We start from the raw sequence: 24,772 nt of genomic DNA, 5'->3' as shown, positions 1-24,772 counted from the left end.
AGCGAAAGCACGCACATGACTGCCCTCCCGCACACCACGCAGGCCGCGCCCGACGGCCCCGCCGCCGACACCGTCTACGCCTTCCCCTGCTCGTACGCGCAAGAGGGCCTGTGGCTGGCCGACCGGCTCAGCCCCGGCACGGCCGCGTACAACGTGCCGGCGGCGCTGCGGCTGCGCGGCCCGCTGGCCGCGGACGCGCTCGCCGCCGCCCTGCAGGACCTGGTGGACCGGCACGAGGCGCTGCGCACCACGTTCGGGGAGGTGGACCACGCGCCGGTGCAGTTCGTCCACGAGCGGCTCGCCGACCTCCTCGACCGGCAGGACCTGACCGACCTCCCGCCCGGGAAACGGGACGCGCAGGCACTGCGCCTGGCCCGGCAGGAGGCGGCCCGGGGCTTCGACCTCACGGCCGGACCGCTGCTGCGGGCCCGGCTGCTCAAGCTCGGCGACGACCACCACGTCCTGCTGCTGACCCTGCACCACATCGTCGCCGACGGCTGGTCGGTGGGCGTGATCCTGCGGGAGCTGGGGGAGTTCTTCCGCTCCCGCGGCGCCGGCGCCGAGGCCCGCCTCCCCGACCTGCCCCTGCAGTACGCCGACTACGCGGTGTGGCACCGCGACCGCCTCGACGCCGCGGAACGCACCCGGCTCCTCGACCACTGGCGCAGCACCCCGGTCGCCCGCGCCGAACCGCTCGAACTGCCCTGGGACCACCCGCGGCCCGCCGAGCCCACCGGCGCCGGCAACCGCGCGGCCGCCACCCTCACCCCCGAGCTCACCGGCGCACTGCGGGAACTCGCGCAGCGGCACGGCGTCTCGCTGTTCATGGTGCTCGCCGCCGCCTACGCCACCGTGCTGCACCGGCACTCCGGCCAGACGGACATCGTCCTCGGCACCCCCGTCGCCAACCGCGGGGCCGTCGACACCGAGGCGCTGATCGGCTACTTCGTCAATGTGCTGCCGATCGCCGTCGACCTGGCCGGCGCCCCGGCGTTCACCGACCTGATCGGCCGCGTCAGGTCCGCGGCGCTCGACGCCTTCGCCCACCAGGACCTGCCGTTCGACATGATGGTCGAGGCACTCTGCCCGGACCGCGACCGGCGCCGATCCCCGCTGTTCCAGGCGATGTTCGCCCTGCAGAACGCCTCCGCCGAGCCCGTCGCCCTGCCCGGCCTCGACACCGAACTCCTCGACGTCGACAGCGGCACCGCCAAGTACGACGTCAGCCTCCTCGTGGAGGAGCGCGCCGGCGGCCTGCACGTCGTCCTGGAAACCAACGCGGACGTCGTCGCCGCGGCCGGCGGCGCCCGCCTCCTCGACCAGTGGCGGCAGGTGCTGGAGGCCGTCTCCGCCGACCCGGCCACCCCGGTCACCGGCCTGCCCCGCACCGGCGGCAGCCCCGTCCTGGCCGGCCCCGCCGAGGAGACCCTGCCCGGCGGCGGCGCCCCGGCACACGACGTGGCCGCCCTCGTCGCCGACCGGGCCCGCACCCACCCCGCCCGGGCCGCCGTCACGGACGCGGAGCACACGCTCACCTACGCCGCGCTCGACGAGGCCGCCGACCGGATCGCCCACGCCCTGCGGGCGCGCGGAGTCCGCCCCGGACAGCTGGTGGCCCTGCGCTGCCGGCCGTCCGCCACCACCGTCGCCGCCGTGCTCGGCATCTGGCGGGCCGGCGCCGCCTACGTGCCGGTGGACCTGACCCTGCCCGCGCAGCGGGCGGAGCGGATCCTCGCGGCCTGCGGCGCGGCCGCGGTCCTCACCGGACGCGCCTGGTTCGCCGCCGGAACCGCCGAACCGGGCGCCCTCGCCGTGGAGGACCTCCTCGCCGAGGAGGAGCCGGCCGGCGGCCGTGCCCCGCTGCCGCCGCTGGACCCGCACGGGCTGGCCTACGTCCTCTACACGTCCGGCTCCACCGGGGCGCCCAAGGGCGTGATGATCCCGCACGACGGCCTCGCCCGCTACGTCGGCTGGGCGACCGCGGAATACGCCGTCGCCGACGGCTCCGGCGCCCCCGTCCACTCGCCGCTCGGCTTCGACCTCACCCTCACCAGCCTCCTCACCCCGCTCGCCGCCGGCCGGACCGCCGTCCTCGTCGACAGCGCGGACGGTGTCGAGCAGCTGACCGCCCTGCTGTCCCGGCAGAGCGGCTTCAGCCTCCTGAAGATCACCCCCGCGCACCTGGAACTGCTGGAGCGCACCCTCGCCCCGGAACTGCTCGCCAAGGCCGCGGGGACCTTCGTGGTCGGCGGCGAGGCGCTGTCCCCGGCGCTCGTCCAGCGGATCGCGCGGACGGCGCCGGGCGTGCGGATCGTCAACGAGTACGGGCCCACCGAGACCGTCGTCGGCTGCTGCGTGCACACCGTCACCCCCGAAGACGCGTCCGCGGTGACCGTCCCCATCGGCACCCCCGTCCCCGGAACCCGCCTGTACGTCCTGGACGAGGCGCTCCGCCCCGTTCCGGACGGCGTGCCCGGCGAACTGTTCATCGCGGGCGGCCAGGTCGGCTGGGGCTACCTCGGCGCCCCCGGGCAGACCGCCGAGCGCTTCCTGCCCGACCCGTACGGCGCCGCCGGGGAGCGCATGTACCGCTCGGGCGACCTGGTCCGCCGGCTCCCCGCCGGCAGCCTGGAATACCTCGGCCGCCTCGACCACCAGGTCAAGATCCGCGGCTTCCGCATCGAGCCCGGCGAGATAGAGGCCGCTCTGCTGGCCGGCCCCGGCATCTCCGAGGCATGCGTCGTCGCCCGTACCGACGAGGGCACCGGCCCCCGCCTCGTGGCGTACGCGGTCCCCACCGACGAGGCCCCGTCCGTCGACCCGGCGGCCGTCCGTGCCCGGCTCTCCGCACTGCTGCCCGCCTACATGGTGCCCGCGGCCGTCGTGGTCCTGCCCGCCCTGCCCCTGACCGGCAACGGCAAGGTGAACCGGGCCGCGCTGCCTGCGCCCGGCTCCCTCGACTTCGCCCGCCCCGCCCACGAGGAGCCCCGCGAGGGCACCGAGCGGACCCTGGCCGGCATCTGGTCCGAGGTGCTGGGCGTGGAACTGCCCGGCCGCGCCGACAACTTCTTCGACCTCGACGGCCACTCGCTCACCGCGACGGGCGTCGTCTCGCGCATCCGCGAGCGCCTGGGGGTGGACCTTCCGCTGCGGGCCCTGTTCGAGGCCCCCACCCTCGCCTCGCTCGCCGAGGCCGTCGACCGGCTCCGCACCGAGGACGCACCCGCCGCGGCACCGGACACCGCCGCCCCGGACACCGCCGCCGCCCCGGCCGCGGACGCCGGCCGGCCGGACGTCCTGTCCTTCGCGCAGCAGCGGTTGTGGTTCCTGGACCAGCTCGACCCGGGCAGCCCGCTCTACAACGTGCCCGCCGCCCTCCGCCTCACCGGCCGCCTGGACACCGGGGCGCTCACCGGGGCGCTGGCCGACCTCACCACCCGCCACGAAGCCCTGCGCACCGGGTTCCCCGCGGACGCCGACGGCACCGGCCGCCCCAGCACCGCGGCCGAGGTCGAACTCCCGCTGACCACCACCGACCTGAGCGGCCTCGAAGCCGACGCCCGCGCGCAGGAGTGGGCCCGCCTGGCCGCCCGCGCCGCCCGCACCCGCTTCGACCTCGCACGGCCCCCGCTGTGGTCGGCGCAGCTGCTCACCCTCGCCGACGAGGACCACATCCTGCTGGTGACGGTCCACCACATCATTTCCGACGGCTGGTCGGTGGGCGTCCTCCTGCGCGACCTCGCCGAGCTGTACCGGTCCCGGCTCGACGGCACCCCCGCCCGCCTTCCCGAACTCCGCTCCCGGTACGCCGACCACGCCCGCCACCTGCGCGACGCCCTCGACAGCGGGGCACTGGACGGGCAGCTCGCCCACTGGCGCGAGCGCCTGGCCGGCCCGCTGCCCCTCCTCGACCTGCCCTCCGACCGGCCGCGGTCGGCCGGCCCGCGCCGCGGCGCCGAGCTGCTGCGCGACTGGGACGCCACCCTCACCCGGGACGTGGAGCGCTTCTCCAAGGAGCACGGCGTCACCCCGTTCGTCACCCTCCTCAGCGCCTTCCACGCCTTCCTGCACCGCCACACCGGGCAGACGGACGTGATCGTCGGATCGCCCGTCGCCGGTCGCACCCGGCAGAGCACCGAGGACCTGGCCGGCTGTTTCGTCAACGTCCTGCCGCTGCGCGCCTCGGTCACCGGCGACCTGCCCTTCGACGCCCTGCTGCGGCACGTGCGGGAGCGGGCCGTGGAGGCCTACGACCACCAGGACGTGCCCTTCGAACGGCTCGTGGAGGAAACCGGCACAGGTCGCGACCAGACCCGTACCCCCCTGTTCCAGGTGATGTTCGGCCTGCAGAACACCCCCGCCGCCGAACTCGCCCTGCCCGGCCTCGCCGTCACCGACCTGCCCGTCCACTCCGGCACCTCCCGCTTCGACCTGACCGTCCTCCTCGAACCCCGCGACGGCGCCCTGCGCCTGCGCCTGGAGTACGACAGCGGACTCTTCGACGCGGCCACCGCCGAACTGTTCGCCCAGCGCTACGAGGCCCTCCTGCGCGGCGCCCTCGCCCGCCCCGCGAGCCCCGTGGGCGAACTGCCCGCCATGGCCGCCGAGGAGGAGGCCCGCATGGCCGCCGGACCGGGCGCCACCGACGTCCCGTTCCCCGTCGACCGCACCTTCCGGGAGCTGTTCGACGCCCAGGTCGCACGCATCCCCGACGCGGTCGCCGCCGTCGACGCCTCGGGCAGCGTCACCTACGCCGCCCTGCACGACCGGGCCGCCCGGTGCGCCGCCGCGCTGCGCGCCGCCGGACTGCGCCCCGGCGAGCGGGTCGCGCTGCTGGCCGAGCGCTCCACCCACTTCCTCACCGCCGTCCTCGGCGTCTTCATGGCCGGCGGCGCCTACGTCCCGCTCGACCCGATGTACCCCACCGCCCGGCTGGCCCGCATCCTCACCGGGAGCGGGGCCGCACTCACCGTCCACACCCGGGGCACCCGCGCCCTGCTCGACGCCGTCACCGCCGCCGGAGCGCCGGCCGGCCGGACCCTCGCCCTGGAGGACGCCCTCGCGGCTCCCCTGCCGTGGCCCGCACCCGCCCCGGTCCAGGACGCCCCCGACGACCTCGCCTACGTGATCTTCACCTCCGGCTCGACCGGAGTCCCCAAGGGCGCCATGGTCGAGCAGGCCGGCATGGTCAACCACCTGTGGGCGAAGATCCACGACATCGGCATGACCGACGGCGACACCCTCGTCCAGAACGCCTCCGTCTGCTTCGACATCTCCGTCTGGCAGTTCCTCGCGCCCCTGCTCCTGGGCGGCCGTGTCGTCATCGTCACCGACGAGCAGGCCCACGACCCGGCGCTGCTCTGGGCGGCCGCCCGCGATCACGGCGCCACCCTGCTGGAGAGCGTGCCCTCGATGCTCCGCGCCGCCCTCGCCGACCCGGCCCTGCCCGAGACCCCGGCCCTGCGGCTGCTGATGCTCACCGGCGAGGCCCTCGACCCCGTCCTGGTCCGCGCCTGGCTCGCCCGCCACCCCGCCATCCCCGTCGTCAACGCCTACGGGCCCACCGAGTGCTCCGACGACGTCACCCACGCCACCCTCACAACCCCTCCCGCACCGTACGAGACCCGCACACCGATCGGCCTGCCGGTCCCCAACATGCGCCTCTACGTGTGTGACCCCCACGGCCGGCCCCTCCCCGCTGGCGTGCCCGGCGAGCTGTACGTCGGCGGCATCGGCGTCGGCCGCGGCTACCTCGACGACCCGGCCATGACCGCCCAGCGGTTCCTGCCCGACCCGTTCGGCCCCCGCCCCGGCGCGCGCCTGTACCGCACCGGCGACCTGGTGCGACTGCGCGCCGACGGCGCACTGGAGTTCCTCGGACGCATCGACCACCAGGTCAAGATCCGCGGCCACCGCATGGAACTCGGCGAGGTCGAGGCCGCCCTGGCCCGCCACCCCGCTGTCCGCGACTGCGCCGCCGCGGCCTGCCCCGACCCCTCCGGAGAACTCCGCCTCGTCGGCTACGTCGTCGGCGACGACCTGCCGCCCGCCCGCGACCTGCGCGGCCACCTCACCGCACTGCTCGGCGAGCACATGACCCCCGGTCACTTCGTCACCCTCGACGCCCTGCCGCTCAACCCCAACGGAAAGGTGGACCGCAAGGCCCTTCCCACCCCCGACTGGGGGGCGGCCGGCACCCCCCGCACCCGGATCGAGCCCCGCGACGCCACCGAGGAGGCCGTCACCCGCGTCTGGGCCGACGTCCTCGGACTGCACCAGGGCATCGGCGTCACCGACGACTTCTTCGACCTCGGCGGCCACTCCCTCCTCGCGGTCCGCGCCGTCGCGGCCCTGCGCACCGAACTCGGCAAGGACATCCCTCTGCGCACCCTCTTCGACGCCTCCGTCGCCGAGGACTTCGCCGCCGCCGTCCGCACCCTCTCGGCCGCGCCCGCCGCCGCCGAACTCCCCGTCACTGCACCCGGCGGGCGGGAGGAACTGTCCTCCGCCCAGCAGCGCATGTGGTTCTTCGAGCAGCGCACCCCCGGCACCCACGTGCTGAACATGTCCGGCGCCTACCGCATCCGGGGGCCCCTCGACCCGGCCCGGTTCGCCGCGGCGCTGACCGCCACCGCCGCCCGCCACGACACCCTGCGCACCGTGTACGCCTCCCAGGACGGCACCCCGCACGCCCGGGTCCTCGACCCCGTACCCGTCGAACTGCCCCTGTACGACCTGCGGGACCTGCCGCCCGCCCGCCGCGAGGAGCGCCTCGCCGACCTCGCCGCCGCCGAATCCACCCACGTCTTCGACCTGGCCGCGGGCCCGGTGCTGCGTACGGCCCTCGCCCGCCTCGACGACGCCGAATGGGTGCTGTTCGTCACCGTCCACCACCTCGCCGCCGACGGCGGATCCGTCGTCATCCTGCTGGAGGAGACCCTCCGCGCCTACGCCGGCGCCGAGGCCGTCGAACAGCCCGGAGGGGCCCGGTACGCGGACTGGGCACGCCACCAGTCCACGCTCCTCGACGGCCCCGCAGGCCGCGAGCTGGCCGCCTACTGGCGCGACGCCCTCGCCGGGGACCTGCCCGTGCTCACCCTGCCCGCCGACCGGCCGCGCACCGCACAGCAGACGTTCGAGGGCTCCCTCGTCGCCGCCACCGTCCCGGCACCGCAGGCCCGGCGGCTGCGGGAGCTGTCCCGGCGCAGCGGAACCACCCTCTTCATGACCCTCCTCGCCGGCTTCCAGGCCACCCTCCAGCGGCTCACCGGCGAACGCGACGTCATCATCGGCACCCCCGTCGACGGACGGTCCCACACCGCCGTGCAGCGCACCGTGGGTTGCTTCGTCAACACCCTGCCCATCCGTACCGACGTCGACCCCGAGGCCGGCTTCAGCACCCTGCTCGGACGGGTCCGCACCGCCACGGTGGACGCCTTCGCCCACCAGGACCTGCCGTTCGAGCGGATCGTCGCCGAGGTCTGCCCCGACCGCGACCGCTCCACCACCCCGCTGTTCCAGGTCCTGTTCAACATGCTCGACCCCGAGGACCCCCTGGCCGGGCACCCCGCCGACGGCCTGGACGTGCAGCCGTACGGCGCCCGGCTGCTGCGCTTCGGCGCCAAGTTCGACCTCAGCCTCTACGTCCGCGACCGTGGCGACGACGGCCTGGAGCTCACCGCCGTCCACAACAGCCTGATCTTCGACGACGCCCGGATCTCTGACCTCCTGGAGCGGTTCACGGCCCTCCTGGAGGCGGCCACCGCCGCACCCGACAGCCCCCTCGCCGGCCTCGCTCCGGCACCGACCCGCCTGGACGCCGCGCTTCCCGACCCGGCCGAGCCGCTCCCCGCACAGTGGGCCGGCGGTCTGCTGGAACGGCTCTCCCTGCACGCCGCGCAGACCCCCGACGCGGTCGCCGCCGACGACGGCACGACCCGCTGGACGTACCGCCGCCTCGCCGCCGGCGCGGCAGCCGGCGCCGATCTGCTCACCCGACACGGGGTCGGCGCCGGGGACGTGGTCGCCGTCCTCGCCCACCGAAGCGCCGCCCTGCCCGCCGCGGTGCTCGCCGTGCTCCGCACCGGCGCCGCGTTCCTCCTCCTCGACCCCGACCACCCCGCCGAGGTACTGCGCCGGCGGACGGAGACGGCCGGCGCCCGGATCGTCCTCGTTCCCGGGGAGGCCGCCCCCGCCGCCCCCGTACCGGACCGCTGCACGGTCCTCACCCTCCCGTCCACCCCGTCCGCCCGGTCGGCTTCGTCCGCCCCGGACGACGCGCCGCCGGCCGCCGGAGCCGGCCCCGCCGAGGACCCCGACGCCGTCGCGTACCTCGCGTTCACCTCCGGATCGACCGGGCAGCCGCGCGCCGTCGCCGGCACACAGCGGGCCCTGACCCACTTCCTGGACTGGCACACCCGACACCACGGCCTCGGCCGGCGCGACCGGGTCGCCGCCCTGTCCGGCCCCTCCCACGACCCGTTCCTGCGTGACCTGTTCACCCCCCTGTGGTGCGGCGGAACGCTCCTGCTGACCGACCCCGCCACCGTCCGCGACCCGGACCGGCTGGCCCGCTGGCTCGGCGGACAGGAGATCTCCGTCATCCACCTCACCCCCTCCCTCGGACGGCTCCTCGGCGCGGCCGCCCCCGACCTCCGCCTGCCCGCCCTGCGCCGCGCGTTCTTCGGCGGCGAGGCCCTCTCCACCGCCGACTGCCGGGAACTCGCCCTGCGGGCCCCCGGCGTGCGCTGCACGGCCTTCTACGGCGCCACCGAGACCCCGCAGGCCATGGGCGTCCAGGACGTCGACCCCGGCACGGACGCCGGACCCGCCGTCCCCCTCGGCCGCGGCATCCCCGGCGTGCAGCTGCTCGTACTCGCCCCCGACGGGCGCCGGGCCGGTCTCGGCGAACTCGGCGAGATCGCCGTCCGCACCCCCTACCTGGCACTCGGCTATCCGCACGATCCGGAACTCACGGCGGCACGCTTCGTGCCCGGCCCCGGCGGCGACCGGGCCTACCTCACCGGCGACCTGGGACGCCACCGCCCGGACGGCACCGTGGAGTACGCGGGCCGCGCCGACCGGCAGCTCAAGGTCCGCGGCCACCGAGTCGACCCGCGGGAGACCGAGGCCCGCCTCGCGGAGCACACCGGCGTCGCCCACGCCCACGTGGTCGCCGCCGGACCCGACACCACCCACGCCCACGTCGTACCCGGCCCCGACGGGCCGCCCACCGCGGCGGAACTCGCCGACTGGTGCCGCCAAGCCCTCCCGGACCACCTGGTCCCCGGCGGGTTCACCTTCCACGACCGGCTGCCACTGACCGCCAACGGCAAGGTCGACGAAGCGGCGCTGCGCGCGCAGGCCGAGCCGGCGGCGCCGCCGGTCGCCCCCCGCACCGACGTGGAGGCGGCCGTACACGCCATCTGGCGCGAGGTGCTGCCCGGCCGGGAGTTCGGTGTCGAGGACGACTTCTTCGCGGTCGGCGGGCACTCTCTCGCCGCCGCGCAGGTCCTGGCCCGCCTCCGCCAGGCGTTCGAACTGGACCTGGACCTCGCCGCCTTGTTCGACGCCACCACCGTCGCGGCCCTGGCCGCACTCGTCGAGGCCCGGCTCCAGGCCGAACTCGACGCCCTGACCGATGACGAGATCGCCGCCCTGCTCAGCGAGGACCACGCCTGATGACCGAGATGCAGAACCTTCCCGAGACGGCCGCCGCCGAGGCCCGCCGCAGGCTCCTCGCCCGGCGGCTGGCAGGCCGCACCACCATCCCCCGTACGCCGGCCCCCGCGGCCCCCACCGCTGCCGCGGCCGGCGCCGGCCCGGACCGGCCCACCCCGTCCCAACTGCGCCTGTGGATGCACCAGCAGGTCCACCCGGACAGCACCGCCTACACCATCTGCGACGCCGTCCGGCTGACCGGCCCACTCGACGCCGACACCCTGCGCGCCGCCGCCGCCGACGTCGCCCGGCGCCACGAGGCGCTGCGCACCACCTTCCACACCGCGGACGGCGTCCCCGCCACCCGCACCCACCGGGACCTCGCCCCCGAGCTGACCGTCCACCCGTCCGCCACCGGCCTCGACCCCCTCGTCGGGCGGGTCCTCACCCGCCCCTTCGACCTGGCGGCCGGACCCCTGCTCCGCTTCGACCTGCTCGTTGAAGCGCCGGACAGTCACGTCCTCGTGATCTCGATGCACCACATCATCGGCGACGGCTGGTCCATGTCCCTGCTGGTCCGCGAGATCACCGCCGCTTACCTCCGCCGCACGGGCCGCCCCGCCCCCGAGCCGGCGCCCCTGCGCACCACCTGGAGCGAGATCGTCCGGGAACAGGCAGCGCGACACGCAGCCGGCGGGTTCACCGCCCAGCTCGACCACTGGAAGACCCACCTCGCGACGGCCGGCGAGCCCGCCGCGGCGCGCACCGCCGACACCGGCACCGACACCGCGGGCGGCAGCGTCCCCGTCACCCTGACCCCGGCCCTCGCCCAGCGGCTCCAGGCCGCCTGCCGCGCACACCGCGTCACTCCCTACATGGCCCTGCTCGCCGCGTTCGCCCTCGTCGTAGCCCGCCGCACCGGCACCGCCCGCCCCGTCATCGGCACCCCCGTCGCCGGCCGGCTCCGGCCCGAGACCGAAGACGTCATCGGCTACTTCGCGAACACCCTCCCGCTCGCCGTGGACACCGCCGCCGCCGACACCGCCGAGCTCTGGCAGCGCTGCCGCTCCGCCACCCTGGGCGCCCTCGCCCACCAGGAGGTCTCCCTGGCCGAGATCACCGAGGCCGTCCGCCCGCACGCCGGCCCCGGACAGCCCCTCTTCCAAGCCCTGTTCGCCCTGCAGAACTACCCGTACGAGCCCGTCGAACTGCACGACCTCACCGTCACCCCCGTCGCCCTGCCCAAGCGGGAGGCGAAGCTCGACCTCAGCCTGTACCTCTACGAACGCGACGGAGGCTTCGAGGGCTACCTCGAACACCGCCACGCCCGCTGGGACTCCGCCGGCGCCGCCCTCATCGCCGCCGACGTCATCCGTACCGTCGAGGCGATGACGGCCGACCCGGCTGCCCCCCTCCACACCATCGATCCCGTCCCGCCGGCCGAGCGCGACCTGCTGCTCACCGCTCGCACCGGCCCGGATCGCGGACGCCCCGCCACCACCCTGCACGGCCTGTTCCAGGCATCGGCCGCCCGCACCCCCGACGCCGTCGCCCTCGTCGACCACGACGGCACCGAACTGACCTACGCCCAGACCCTGGCCCGGGTCAACCGTCTGACCCGGCTGCTCCGGGCCCGCGGCGTGACCACCGGCGACCGCGTCGCACTGCTCCTGGAGCGCGGCGCCGACCTCGTCGTCTCCATGCTCGCCACCACCACCGCCGGCGCCGCCTTCGTTCCCGTCGACCCCGCCTACCCGGACGGCCGGGTCCTCGCCATGGTCCAGGGCTCGGACGCCCGCCTCGTCCTCGCCGGCCCCGAACAGGCCGTCCGCGCCGCCGCCACCGGCGCCACCACCCTGGTCCTGGACGAACTCGCCGGGGAGCTCGCGGCCCTGCCGCCGCACGCCCCGGACACCGGCTCGACCCCGTCCGACCTGGCGTACATGATCTACACCTCCGGCTCCACCGGAACCCCCAAGGGCATCGGCGTCACCCACCGCGGCGTCGTCAACCACAACCTCGGCTGCGTCGAGGTCTTCGCCCTCACCCCCCACGACCGGGTGCTGCACTTCTCCTCGCCCAGCTTCGACGCCTCGGTGGAGGAGATCTTCCCGGCCCTCGCCGCCGGAGCCCGCGTGGTGTGCCGCCCCGCCGACGCCATCGACACCTTCCCCCGGTTCGACCGCCTCGTCACCGACCGCGGCATCACCGTGCTCGGCCTGCCGACCGCCTACTGGGAGCGCTGGTACGAGCACCTGCGCGACAGCGGCAGCGGCCCCGCCCCCGCCGTCCGCCTGGTCACCCTCTCCGGCCAGCGCGTCAACCCCGAGTCGGTGCGCCGCTGGCAGGACGACGCCCGCACCGCCGAGGTCGAACTGGTCAACACCTACGGCCCCACCGAGGCCACCGTGACCACCAGCACCCACGCCGTCGCCGGCACCGCCGGCCGGGCCCCCGCCACCGGCGACATCCCCATCGGCACCCCCTGGCCCGGCTACCGCCCGTACGTCCTCGACGACCGGCTGCGCCTCCTGCCCGACGGAGCCGTCGGCGAACTCTGCATCGGCGGCACCGGCGTCAGCCTCGGCTACCTCGGTGCGCCCGCCGCGACCGCCCTCCAGTTCGTCCCCGACCCCTACGCCACCGAACCGGGCGAGCGCATGTACCGCACGGGGGACCACGTCCGCTGGCGGCCCGACGGCACCCTCGAGTTCATCGGACGCATCGACGGCCAGGTCAAGATCCGCGGCAACAGGGTCGAACTCGGCGAGGTCGAAACCTCCCTCGCCGCCCACCCGTCCGTCGCCCAGTGCGCCGTCGTCGCCTACCCCGACGGCCGCGGCGACCAGCGCCTCGGCGCCCACGTGGTGCTCCGCGACACCACCGGCGACGACGCCCTCGTCGCCCACCTCGCGGCCCGCCTGCCCGCCTACATGGTCCCGGCCGGCTTCACACGCCACGACGCGCTGCCGCTCACCGCGAACGGCAAGGTGGACCGGCGCGCCCTGCCCGCACCGGCCGCCGCCACCGCCACCGTGTCGGCCCCGCCGGCCGGTCCCGACGAGGAGGCCCTCGCCCGCCTCTGGCAGGACGTCCTGGGCACCGGACCGATCGGCCGCACCGACGACTTCTTCGCCCGCGGCGGCACCTCGCTCACCGCCACCGTCCTCGCCTCCCGCATAGAACGCGACCTGGGCCGCGCGCTGCCCCTCGTCGACATCTTCACCCACCCCACCCTCACGGCCATGGCCGCCCGGATCCCGCTCGCCGCCCGCACCGCGGGCGAGGCGATCCACCCCGCACCCGCCGGCGACGACCATCCCGCGTCCCCCGCCCAGCGCCGCATCCACCTCATCCAGAACGCGTCCGGCGCAGGCACCGGCTACAACATGCCCATGGCCCTGCGCGTCGACGGGCCCGCCGACCCGGACGCCCTGCGCACCGCCCTCCAGCGCCTCGTCGACCGCCACGAGTCGCTGCGGACCACCTTCCGCTTCGACCCCGCATCCGGCGAGGTCCGCCAGCGCATCCACGCCGCGCTGCCCGCCGACTTCGCCGAGCACACCCCCGACCCCACCGCCGGGACCACGCTCGACGACACGCTCACCGCCCTCGTGCAGCCCTTCGACCTGGCCGAGGGACCGCTCGTCCGGGCCCGATGGGTGCACACCGGCCCCGAGACCGGCGTCCTCTTCCTCGACATCCACCACATCGCCGCGGACGGCACCTCACTGCAGATCCTCGTCGAGGAGTTCATGGCCCTGCTCGACCAGGCCGAACTGCCCCCGGTCCGCACCCAGTACAAGGACTACGCCCACTGGCAGATCTCCCGGGGTGCCGACCGCGACGCCGCCCTGCGCGAGCACTGGACCCGCCGCGTCGACAACCTGCCGCAGCTCACCCTGCCCCTGGACCGGCCGCGCTCCGAGCAGGCCGGCGCCGAGGGCTTCACCACCGCCTTCGGCCTCTCCCCGGCGGACACCGCCGCGCTCGCCGCCCACGCCCGCGCCGAGGGAGCCACCCTCAACATGGCGCTGCTGGCGGTCTTCGGCACCCTCCTGGGCCGCTGGGCCGACCAGGACGAGGTCGTCGTCGGCTCCCTCGTCGCCGGCCGCCACCACCCCGACCTGGACCGCACGGTGGGCATGTTCGCCAACTTCCTCCCGGTCCGCGTCGCGACCGCCCCCGAGGACGATTTCCGCAGGCTCCTCACCCGCACCCGCACGACCGTCCTCGCCGACTACGACCACCAGGAACTGCCGTTCGAGCAGATCGTCGAACTCGCCGGAGCCGCCGCCCGGACCGGCCGCAACCCCCTCTTCGACACCATGCTCATCTTCCACGGAGAGCGCGGCGCCGACGGCCCCGGCCGCCACGGCAACCTGCTCTTCACCCCCCTCGAGGTCCGCCACGGCACCGCCAAGCTCGATCTCAAGCTCGACGTGTTCCCCACGCCCGACGGCGGCCTGCAGATCAAGGCCGAGGCAAGCCGCGCCCTGTTCGACGAGGACACCGTCGCTCTGTTCGGCCGCCGGTTCACCGAGCTGTGCGCCGCGGCCGGCGCCCGCCCCGCCGCGCCCCTGCCCGAACTCGCCCCGGCCACCCCGCAGGAGACCGACGACCTGAGCGCCCGCCGCGAAAGGATCCACGGCCGCCCCCTCGGCCTCGCCGTCGTCGCCTCCTACACGGCGGAACCGCTCCTCGGCCCGCTGAGCTGGTGGTGCCGTCGGTTCGGCTTCGACGCCCGTGTCGGCTTCGCCGGCTACGGCCAGGTCTTCCAGCACCTGCTGGACCCCGCCAGCGACTGGAACGCGGCCGCCAACCCCGCTCTGCTGCTCGTCCGCTTCGAGGACTGGCTCGCCGACACGAAGACCGACACGGCAGCCGACCCGTCCGCCGGCTCGTCCGCCGGCCCGGACACCGCCGCGGCCGTCGCCCACCTGGAGCGGACCTACAGCGAACTCGTCGCGGCCGTCCGCGGCTGCCGCGCCACCGCGCCCCGCCTCGTCGCCGTCCCCCCGGTCGCTCCCGTCCCCGCCGACGACCCCGTCGCCGCGGCCGTCGCCGAGCTGACCGCACGCTGGCGCACCGACCTCGCGGCGCTCCCGGGCATCACCGCCGTCGACCTGCAGGCCGCCGCCGACCGCTTCGGACTGACCCGCTGGGCGGACCCCGCCGCGTACGCACTCGGCCGCGTCCCCTACACCGAGGAGTTCTTCGCGGTCGCCGCGACCGAGGTCGCCCGCCGCCTCCTGGCCGGCCTGCTGCCCCCCTTCAAGGTCATCGCCGTGGACGCCGACAACACCCTGTGGCGCGGCGTCGCCGGCGAGGACGGCCCCCTCGGCGTCGAGGTCGACGAGGCCGCGGCGGCAGTCCAGCGGCTCCTGCTGGACAAGCGCGCCGAAGGCATGCTGCTCGCCCTGGTCAGCAAGAACGCCGAGGCCGACGCCCGCGCCGTCTTCGACACCAACCCCGGCATGCTGCTCGACTGGCACCACTTCGCCGCCGTACGCGCCAACTGGACCGCCAAGTCGCAGAACCTGCGGGACATCGCAGACGAGCTGAGCCTGGGCCTCGACAGCTTCGTCTTCCTCGACGACAGCGGCGCCGAGTGCGCCGAGGTCACGGCCGCCCTCCCGCAGGTCCTCACCCTGCACCTGCCCGAGGACCGCGACGAGCACGAGCTGTTCCTCGACCACGTCTGGGCGTTCGACACCGCCGTCGTCACCGACGACGACCGGCAGCGGGCCGACCGCTACCAGGCCGAACGAGCCCGCCGTGAGAACGAGGGCTCCGCCCCGTCCGTCGAGGCGTTCCTGGCGGGCATGGAACTGGAGGCGTTCCTCACCCCCCTCGCGGACGGCGAACACGACCGTGCCGCCCAGCTGACCCGCCGCACCAACCAGTTCAACCTGAGCGGACTGCGGCTCACCACGGACCAGCTCGCCGCACGCCGGGAAGACCTCGCGACCGCCGCACACGTCCTGCGCGTCCGCGACCGGTTCGGCGATCACGGCCTGACCGGCGTGGTCCTGTCCACCCTCCGCGGCACCGTCCTGGAACTGGACAACGTCCTGCTCAGCTGCCGCGTCCTCGGCCGCACGGTGGAGGAGGCGGTCCTCGCCGGTCTCCGGACGGTCTGCGAGGAGAACGGCGCCACCGTCCTGGCCGCCCGCTTCCTCGCCACGGAGCGCAACGAACCCGCCCGTGCCTTCCTCGACCGGTACGGCTTCAGCCCCACCGACGCCGGCGCGACCCGGTGGGAACTGCCCGTGGAGCAGCTGCCGCGCACACCCCGTTTCGTCACCCTGCACCGCGAACTGCCGGCCGCACCCGCCGCGTCCGTGCCCGACACCACTGCGGCCGCCTACCCGCCCTTCGACCACATCGGCGTCGCCGTCGCGGACCCGCAGACACCGGCCGACACCCTCGCAGCCCTCGGCTACACACCGGGCGAGACCGTCCACGATCCGGCGCAGCGCTCACACCTGCGCATGCTGACGCACCCCGCCCGGCCCTCCGTCGAACTCGTCGCCCCGGTCGACGCCACCTCGCCCAGCCACGCGATCCTGGAACGCTTCGGCGAGCGCCCCTACCACCTCTGCTACCGCGTCCCCTCGCTGGACGAGACGCTGGCCGCCTGGCGGGCCGCCGGCATCTCCTTCGACCCCGTCGGAGAACCCGCCCCCGCCGTCCTGTTCGGCGGCAGGCGCGTGCAGTTCCTGTCCGTCGCCGGCGTCGGCCTCATCGAGCTCCTGGAGACCGCCGCCGCCACCACCTCCGCCGCCGCCACCGCTGCCGGCCCCGAACAGGACACCGCCCGCATCACCCTGCTCGTCGCCGACCTCGACAAGGCCACCGCCTTCTTCGGCCGCCTCGGCTACCGGCCGGGCCGGCCCCTGCTGCCCGAGGCCCACGACCCCGACGGGCAGGACGCCGCGACCCGCACCCTGCGCCGCCCCGGCTCAGCCCCCCTGCTCCTGGCGCAGCCGCACCGCGGCACCGACCTCGCCGCCCGCCTCGACGCCGGCGGCCCCCGCCCCCTGCACCTGCGGATCGCCGGTCCCGACGGCGAGGACCCCGCACGACCGTCCTACCTGGCCCCGCTCCCCGCCACCGGCCCAGCCGGCGCCCAGGCGCCCGGCACCCCGCGGCCCGAACCGCGCTGGCCCGAGGCCCTGCCAGCCCCGTCCGCGGACGGACCGGCGCATGCACACCTCGACCCCCTGCGCCTGCCCGTCGCCCGCGATCTGCTGGCCGCGGTCGCCCGCTCCTCGGGCACGGCCACCGCCGGCCACACGCCCTACGAGGCCCCCCGTACGCCTCTGGAGGCCGCGATCTGCGCCGCGTTCGGCGACGTGCTCGGCATCCCCGAGGTAGGCATCCGCGACAGCTTCTTCGCCCTCGGCGGGCACTCCCTGCGCGCCGTCACCCTGCTGGCCGGCCTGCGCGAGGCCACCGGCCTGTCCGTCGAGCTCCACGAGGTCTTCGACCACCCGACCCCCGCCGCGCTGGCCGCAGCGGTTGGCGCGCGCACCGCCGCCGGACCGCACGCCCTCGTTCACGCCTCCGCCGACCCGGTCCAGCCGGCCTCGGCCGCCCAGCGCCGCTTCTTCGTCCTGCACGAACTCGACCCCCTCGGCACCCACTACAACCTCCCGCACGCCATGGAGATCACCGGCGACCTCGACGTCGCCCGGGTCCGCGCCGCCTACCGGGGCCTGCTGGAACGCCACGAGATCCTCCGGACCTCACTGCACGTGGAGGACGGCGAACCGGTCCAGGCTGTCCACCCGATGGACGTGCTGAGCGCCGACATCGCCCTCACCACCGACGACCGCCCCGCCGACCAGGTCCTGGCCGCCTTCGTACGGCCCTTCGACCTCGGCCGCGCCCCGCTCATGCGGATGTCCGTCGTCCGCCGCACCGCCCCCGCGGACCGCCCGGTCCACCTGCTGGTCTTCGACATCCACCACATCGCGGCGGACGGCGTCGGCCTCGCGCTGCTGGTCTCGGAGTTCCTCGGCCTGTACGCGGGGCGGGAGCTGCCCCCGGCGCGCCAGTACCGCGACTGGGCCGCCCACGAGCGCACCGAGCAGTACCGGGCCGTCCTGGCGGAGCACGAGACGTACTGGCTGTCCCGGTTCGCCCAGCTGCCCCCGCACCTGGACCTGCCGGCCGACTTCCCCCGGCCGCCCGTCCAGTCCACCGAGGGCGCCTCGGTACGGTTCACCGTGCCTCCCGCGACGACGGCCCGGCTGGAGCGGGTCGCCCGCGACGCCGGCACCACCCTGTACGCGACACTGCTGGCGGCGCTCTACGTCACCCTGTGGCGGCACACCGGACAGACCGACCTCGTCGTGGGCAGCCCCTTCGCCGGCCGCACCGTCCCCGGCACCGAGGCGATGGCCGGCCCCTTCCTCAACACCCTGCCGATGCGCGCGGCCGTCGAGCCCGGCGAGGACTTCACCTCGCTGCTCGACCGGGTCCGGACGGCCGCGTCCGAGGCCCTTCAGCACCAGGACTACCCGTTCGAAGAACTCGTCGACCGCCTCCAGGTCGAGCGTGACCCCAGCCGCAACCCGCTCTTCGACGTGATGTTCGCCTTCCAGAACATGGCCGGCGGCGAAACCGGCCCGGCCGCACTGGACGGCCCGGACGGCCCGGGCGGCGGGACCGTCCTGCGGCAGATCGACACCGACACCGGCCGCAGCCTGTTCGACCTGGAACTGTTCGCCCACCCCCGGGACGGCCTCCTCGAATGCCGCCTCGACTTCGCGACCCGCCTCTTCCGCGAGGAGACCGCGCGGGCGCTGTGCGACCGGTTCCACGGCGTCCTGGACCAGATCGGCCGCGATCCGCGGCTGCCGCTGGCCCGCATCGACGTACTCGGCGCCGCCGAGCGCGCCGAGCTGACCGCCGGCCTCGGAGCCCGCCAGGAAGAGATTCCCGCCGGACAGACCGTTCTGTCGCGGATCGAAGCCGTGGCCGCCGCCACCCCCGACCGGACCGCGCTGGAGAGCGGCGCCGACGGCCGGACCTACGGCGAACTCGATGCCGCCGCCGGCGCCGTCGCCGCCACCCTGACCGGCGCGGCAGGGCTCGACCGCGAGCAGCTGGTCGGCATCCTCGCCGACCGCGGACCCCTCCTCGTCGAGGCCGTCCTCGGCACGTGGAAGGCGGGCGGCGCCTACATCCCGCTCGACCCCCGCCACCCGGCCGCCCGCAGTCTGGGCATCCTCGCCGATGCAGGATGCCGCGTCCTCCTCGCCGAACCCCACCTGCTCACCGACGAACTCCGCGACGGTTTCGACGGAACCGTGCTGCCGCTGACCGGGTCCGCCCCGGGCATCGGGCAGGAGCCGGCCTCCGCGGTCCCCGCCGTCACCGCCGCCCCCGCCGTCACCCAGGACGACCTCGCCTACGTACTGTTCACCTCCGGCTCCACCGGCCGCCCCAAGGGCGCCATGGTCGAACAGCGCGGCATGCTCAACCACATGCTCGCCAAGGCGGAGGACCTCGGCCTCGACGAGGACACCGTCCTCGTGCAGAACGCCTCGCAGTGCTTCGACATCTCCGTCTGGCAGATGTTCGGCGCACTGATCCTCGGAGGCCGCACCCTCATCTGCGACGACGGCACCGCCGCCGACCCCCGGGCCCTGCTGGCGACCGTCGCCGACCGCCGGGCCACCGTCCTGGAGGTCGTCCCGTCGATGCTGGAGGTGATGCTGGACCAGCTGGACCGGGCGCCCGCCGCGCTGCCCGCACTGCGCGCTCTCGTCCCGACCGGCGAGGCCCTGCCCCACTCGCTGGCCCGTCGCTGGCTCACCAGGTTCCCCGACATCGTCATGGTCAACGCCTACGGGCCCACCGAGGCCTCCGACGACATCACCCACCAGCTGCTCACCACACCGCCCGGCGCGGGCTCCGTCCCCATCGGGCGCCCGATCCGCAACGCCCGCTTGTACGTGGTCGACCCGACCGTCCCGCTCGACACCCCGGGCGGCGCGGCCCTCGCGCCGCGGGGCGTCCAGGGCGAGATCTGCGTGGCCGGCCCCTGCGTGGGCCGCGGGTACATCGGCGACCCCGAGCGAACCGCCGCCGCCTTCCACGAGGACCCGTTCGTCGGCGGACGCCTCTACCGCACCGGGGACATCGGCCGCTGGCTGCCCGACGGCACCCTGGAGTTCCTCGGACGCAAGGACCACCAGGTCAAGATCCGCGGCCACCGCATCGAACTGGGCGAGGTGGAAGAGGCGCTGGCGGCCGACACCGAGGTGGCGATGAACGCCGTGATCGTGCGGGACGACACCGGCAGCGGGCCGCGCCTCGTCGCCTACGCGGTGCCGGCCCGCCCGCAAGACGACCCGGCCGCGTGGGCCGCCGCCGTCCGCGACCGGCTGACCGGCCGGATCCCCTCCTACATGGTGCCCGCCGTGATCGTGCCGCTCGACCGGATCCCGGTCACCCCGAACGGGAAGATCGACCGCAAGGCGCTCCCCGCTCCGGCTGCCTCCGACACCCGGGCCTGCGAGGTCCCGCTCTCCGGCGCCACCGAGGAGATGGTGGCGGAGCTGTTCGCGGAGGTGCTGGGCGCCGGCCCGGTGGACGCCGCGGCCGACTTCTTCGCCCTGGGCGGCCACTCCCTGAAGGTCGTCACCCTGCTCGCCCTCATCCAGCAGCGCGCCGACGTACAGCTGCCCCTGGCAGGAGTTTTCCAGGGGCCCACCGTAAGGGAGATCGCCGCGCTGGTGGACCGGGCCGACACGACGGCCGGCACGGCGCCGGGCCGGCACGTGATGACCCGGCTGGGCCGGGTGGAGCGGGAGGACAAGCTGTTCCTCTTCCCGCCGATCGCGGGCTGGGGTCTGGTCTACCTGCCGCTCGCCGAACTGCTGCCCGAACAGTCCGTGTACGCGTTCGACTTCGTCGAGGAGGAGCACCGGATCGGGCTGTACGCGGACCTGGTGGAGCGGGAGGCGCCGGCCGGGCCGCTGCGGCTCGCCGGCTACTCGGCCGGAGGCAACCTCGCGTTCGAGGTGGCCCGCGAACTGGAGCGGCGGGGCCGCGAGGTCGAGCGGATCGTGCTGTTCGACAGCGCGCCGCTGACCGGGGAGCCCTCCACGGACGCCGAGGTCGGCGGGGACGGGCCGGAGGAGGAGCCGTTGGCCGACCGGATCCGCCGCCACATGGAGGAAGGGCTCCGGCAACTGGACCCGGTGCTCGCGGAGGCGCTTTCCGCCCCCGGGATCCAGGAGATGGCCGCGGCCCGCCGTGTCCGCTACACCCGGTACTGGGACGCTCTGGTCCACACGGGGACCGTCGCCGCGGACCTGGTGCTCGTCACGGCCGACCCGTCGGAGCTCGGCCCGGGGGAGGAGGACCGGTGGCGGAGCCTCACCACGGGCGCCTTGACCATGGTCCGGGGGTCGGGCCGGCACGCCGAGATGATGTCGGGTCTCCACATTCAAGTCAATGCAGAAATTTTGAAGTTCAACAAAATGTGATGCTCAACTTTGAATAAATGCAGAAATCTCAAGATGCCTCTTCAAATCGAAGGGGCATCTTGGGGTGCCCCTCACTCTCCTCAGGCCGATCCATGCGGAATTGAGGCCACCGGTTTGACGCTTCACCCGTGGCTGACGTGCGTGTATGCTCCCCGTGATCAACATGTGGACCAAGCTCTTGCCCTCCACCCAGACCTGAGGGCAAAACGCTCCCGCCCATTGGCTGAATTCGGACTACCCGTCTCGATCGGCCGACCGGGCGGTCGGGGGGAGATGGCTGATGCTGGAAAGTGTTGGGCTGAGCAGGCAGGCGCACGACGTGTACCGAGCACTGCTGCTGAAACCGGACAGCGACCTGGACGGAATCGCACGAGAGGTCGGCCTGCTCGTCGAGGAGACGCGCAGCGCGCTCGACCAGCTCACCGACCTCTCGCTCCTGCACAGTGTCGAGGGCAGCTCGCACTTCATCCCCGCCAACCCCCAGGTAGGCATCTACCCGCTCCTGGAACGGCGCGGAGCCGAACTCGACGAGCAGCGGGCCTCACTGTCCCGGGACCGCGCCGCCGTGGCGGCCTTGGCCGCCGAGTACGCGACCCTGGGCCCCCAGCACGACGGCGACGGCATCGAGCGGCTGGTCGGCGTCGAGGCGGTCCGGATCAGACTCACGGAACTCTCGCAGCAGGCCACGACCGAGGTCCGCTCGTTCATGCCGGGCGGCGCCCTCAGCGCCGCCGCGCTGGAGGCCTGCCGGCCCCTGGACGCGCAGAATTTGTCCCGGGGCGTGCGGATGCGCAGCCTCTACCTGGACAGCGTCCGCAACGACTGCGCGACGGTGGAGTACGCGGACTGGCTCGGTTCCCGGGGCGGCGAGACCCGGACCGTGCCGTCCCTGCCCATGCGGATGATCCTCTGCGACCGGTCCGCGGCCGTCATCCCCGTCAACGTCGACGAGAGTGGGCAGGGCGCGTTCGTCATCCGCTACCAGAGCATCGTCGCGGCCCTCGGCGAGCTGTTCGAGCACGTGTGGAGCCGCGCCGACCCGCTGGCCGCCCCCTCGGTGCCTTCGCTCGACGGGCCGAGCGACCGCGACCTGGCCCTGCTGACCATGCTGGAGGACGGCCTCACCGACGAGGGGATCAGCCGGAAGATGGGCGTCTCGATCCGCACGCTGCGCCGCACCATGGCCGATCTCATGAAGAGACTCAACGCACAGAGCAGGTTCCAGGCGGGCGCCGAAGCCGTTCGCCGCGGCTGGATATGACCACACCGAACGGAAGATCGACTCCCATGACGCTGGAAATCACCGACCGCACCGACCGACGCGTGGTGCTGGAGGAAATCACCGACGACAACTGGCGCGACGTCGCCGACGTGGCGCCCGCCGACGACCAGCGCCGCTTCGTCGCTGCCCTCGGAGCCCGCTATCTGCTGCTCTCCATGCGCGGCGGGCTCTGGAACTCCCTCGCGGTCCGTGCCGGCGACGAGATCGTCGGCCACGTCATGTGGGCCTTCGACGACGAGGACGGCACCCACTGGATCGGCGGCATGATCGTCAACGCCGCCGAGCAGGCAAAGGGCGTCGGCCACGCCACCATGCGCGCCCTGATCCACCGCCTCGGCGCACTCCCGGACTGCCGGGAGATCCGCCTCTCCTATCACCCCGACAACACCCCCGCCGCCCGCCTCTACGACTCCCTCGGCTTCAAGCCCACCGGCGACCACGAAGACGACGAGATCGTGGCCGCCCTCACCCCCGCACCCTGACGCCCGCGAGGCGGGTCGGCGCCGGCCCTGGCCCGCGACCACCCCGTCCTCCACGGGATCGACGGAGCGCCCCACGGTCCGATGTCCGCACTGCTGCGGAACGGCCATCTCCTGCTCCACCTCCATGCGTTCGCACGCGAAGGGTCGGAGCAGCGAGTGGAAGCGGTACGTGTCCGCCCCGCACGGCTCCAACAGGAGGGCACCGGCCAGACACTCCGTGAGCAACTCTGCCCGCGCCGGAGCGAAGCCAAGCAGTGACGCCACCGCCGCCGCCGTGAAGGCCGCCCCGCAGTACAGGCCGAGTACCCGAAGCGCCCGGCGCCCGGCCCCGCCCAGCGTGCGCCCGGGTCCGGGAGCTTCCGGGTCTGTCGACGACGGCGGCGACCTTCAGCGGGTGCAAGGCCGTCTCGGGTATATGGATCTCGGTCTACGACGGGATCACCGTCAAGGCCTCGCCGCGTTCCACAACGCGTCTCGAAGCCGTCCAGGCGGGCGGCGCCGCCGAAGTCCCCAACCTGTAGCGGAATACCGCACCGCATTCCGGAGCCCGGTGGCAGGGGTGCCCGTGTCGCCCGCTGCTGACGGATTGGTCAATGGCGTGGCGACGCACTGCCGCAACAGCAGGGGATGCACGTGTAGAAGGGGGCTTTGTTCGCCGGTACGGCGGCATGCACCCGATGCTCATCATTTCGCAGGCCGGTACCGCAGGTGCCGCTGCGCATCAGGCCGGCCTGCATTTCGGCGCGCTGCAGTTCGATGGTCCGGGCGCGGATCTGCCCTGGACCAACAGCAATCTGGACGCCGAGTACGTCGACCTCCACAACGACACCGGCCAGGCCTTGCAGCGGGCACAGGCCCTGACCTTCCGGGAGGTGAACCGCACCCGGGGCTGGGCATGTCCCCCTCCACGCCGAAGGCGGGTGCTGCTCGAAGGGGAGCGCGGCCCGGCCGTGCCACGCCAGCGCTGTCGGGCCGACTGCGCGGAACCCGAGTCCGTGACAGGAAGCGTTCAGGGCCACTTGCGCTCACCCCGAACACCTTCCGGGGAGCGGCGGACAGCGGCGATGCTTCTGTTGCACCCGGAGAACACCGGGGCAAAGCACCGCAAACAAAACACCGCCCACCGGACGTGAGAGGAAGTGAACCGGCATGTTCTTCAGCTTCTTCGGCCTCATCTGGGACTGACTGACTGACTGACTGACTGCGGTCGAGCGGACGACCCCCGCAGGCTTCGCACGCCCCACCTCCGGCCGGCACCCGTACTGCCTGAGCCCCGGTGGCCCCGCGCTCCCCGCGCCCATGGGCACCGCGGACAAGCCCCGTATCACGCACCCACCCCAGGGACACCACATGTCGAGCTCACGCATGCCCGCCGCCGGTACGGCCAGGACGAAGACCGGGCGACGCGGCGCCACCCTCGCCGCCGCCACCGCCCTGTTCGCCGGCCTCAGCCTCACCGCCGGAGCCGCCTCCGCACAGGCCGCCGGGCCCTGCGACCAGCGGTCTGTGACCAACAACTCCAGCGCCAGCGGCTTCTTCACCAAGTCCGTGAACCTCAAGACGGCCGCCGCCGCCGAGTGCGGCAACGTGGCGCAGATGTCGGAGTACGACGGGTTCTACATCTGGTGCTACGTCTACAACTCCTACGGCAACCAGTGGGTCTACGGGCGAGTCGCAGGCACCAACGTCAAGGGCTGGACCTCCATGGACAACCTCAACGCGACGCCCGACGAATCGCTCAACCGCTGCTAGGGCCTGGGGGGGGGGGGGGAGCGTACCTGCGGGGGACGGAGAGCGAGCCCACCACCACCACGAGAAAACAAAGCAGACACACCACAGGC

The 24,772-nt window shown here is 74.4% G+C and carries 6 protein-coding genes; all 6 read left to right on the top strand.

Going from position 1 to position 24,772, the window contains the following annotated elements:
- Positions 1-15 precede the first annotated feature (15 nt).
- The 6 genes from ACFWBW_RS23310 to ACFWBW_RS23285 all read left to right on the top strand — a co-directional run bounded on the left by ACFWBW_RS23310 (position 16) and on the right by ACFWBW_RS23285 (position 24,683).
- Positions 16-9,681 (top strand): amino acid adenylation domain-containing protein, encoded by a 9,666-nt coding sequence (locus tag ACFWBW_RS23310; RefSeq protein WP_385375372.1) that lies wholly within the window; start codon positions 16-18, stop codon positions 9,679-9,681.
- On the top strand, positions 9,681-21,167 hold the full coding sequence (locus tag ACFWBW_RS23305) for an amino acid adenylation domain-containing protein (RefSeq protein ID WP_385375369.1): 11,487 nt from the start codon (positions 9,681-9,683) through the stop codon (positions 21,165-21,167). The genes ACFWBW_RS23310 and ACFWBW_RS23305 overlap by 1 nt, the downstream gene beginning before the upstream one ends.
- 280 nt (positions 21,168-21,447) lie before the next feature.
- Positions 21,448-22,428: a LuxR C-terminal-related transcriptional regulator gene (locus ACFWBW_RS23300; RefSeq protein WP_385375365.1), complete on the top strand. Its 981-nt coding sequence runs from the start codon at positions 21,448-21,450 to the stop codon at positions 22,426-22,428.
- A gap of 26 nt (positions 22,429-22,454) precedes the next feature.
- Positions 22,455-22,931, top strand: coding sequence for a GNAT family N-acetyltransferase (locus tag ACFWBW_RS23295; RefSeq protein ID WP_385375362.1), 477 nt, complete (start codon positions 22,455-22,457; stop codon positions 22,929-22,931).
- A gap of 677 nt (positions 22,932-23,608) precedes the next feature.
- Positions 23,609-24,064, top strand: a complete 456-nt coding sequence (locus ACFWBW_RS23290) for a hypothetical protein (protein WP_385375359.1) — start codon at positions 23,609-23,611, stop codon at positions 24,062-24,064.
- A 217-nt stretch (positions 24,065-24,281) separates the two neighbouring features.
- Complete coding sequence (locus ACFWBW_RS23285) at positions 24,282-24,683, top strand: hypothetical protein (RefSeq protein ID WP_385375356.1); 402 nt, start codon at positions 24,282-24,284, stop codon at positions 24,681-24,683.
- Positions 24,684-24,772: the final 89 nt, after the last annotated feature.

The organism is Streptomyces sp. NPDC059957 (assembly GCF_042730015.1).
Classification (GTDB): domain Bacteria; phylum Actinomycetota; class Actinomycetes; order Streptomycetales; family Streptomycetaceae; genus Streptomyces.
The sequence above is the reverse complement of the archived record's forward strand: the minus strand, read 5'-3'. Positions and strand labels throughout refer to the sequence as shown.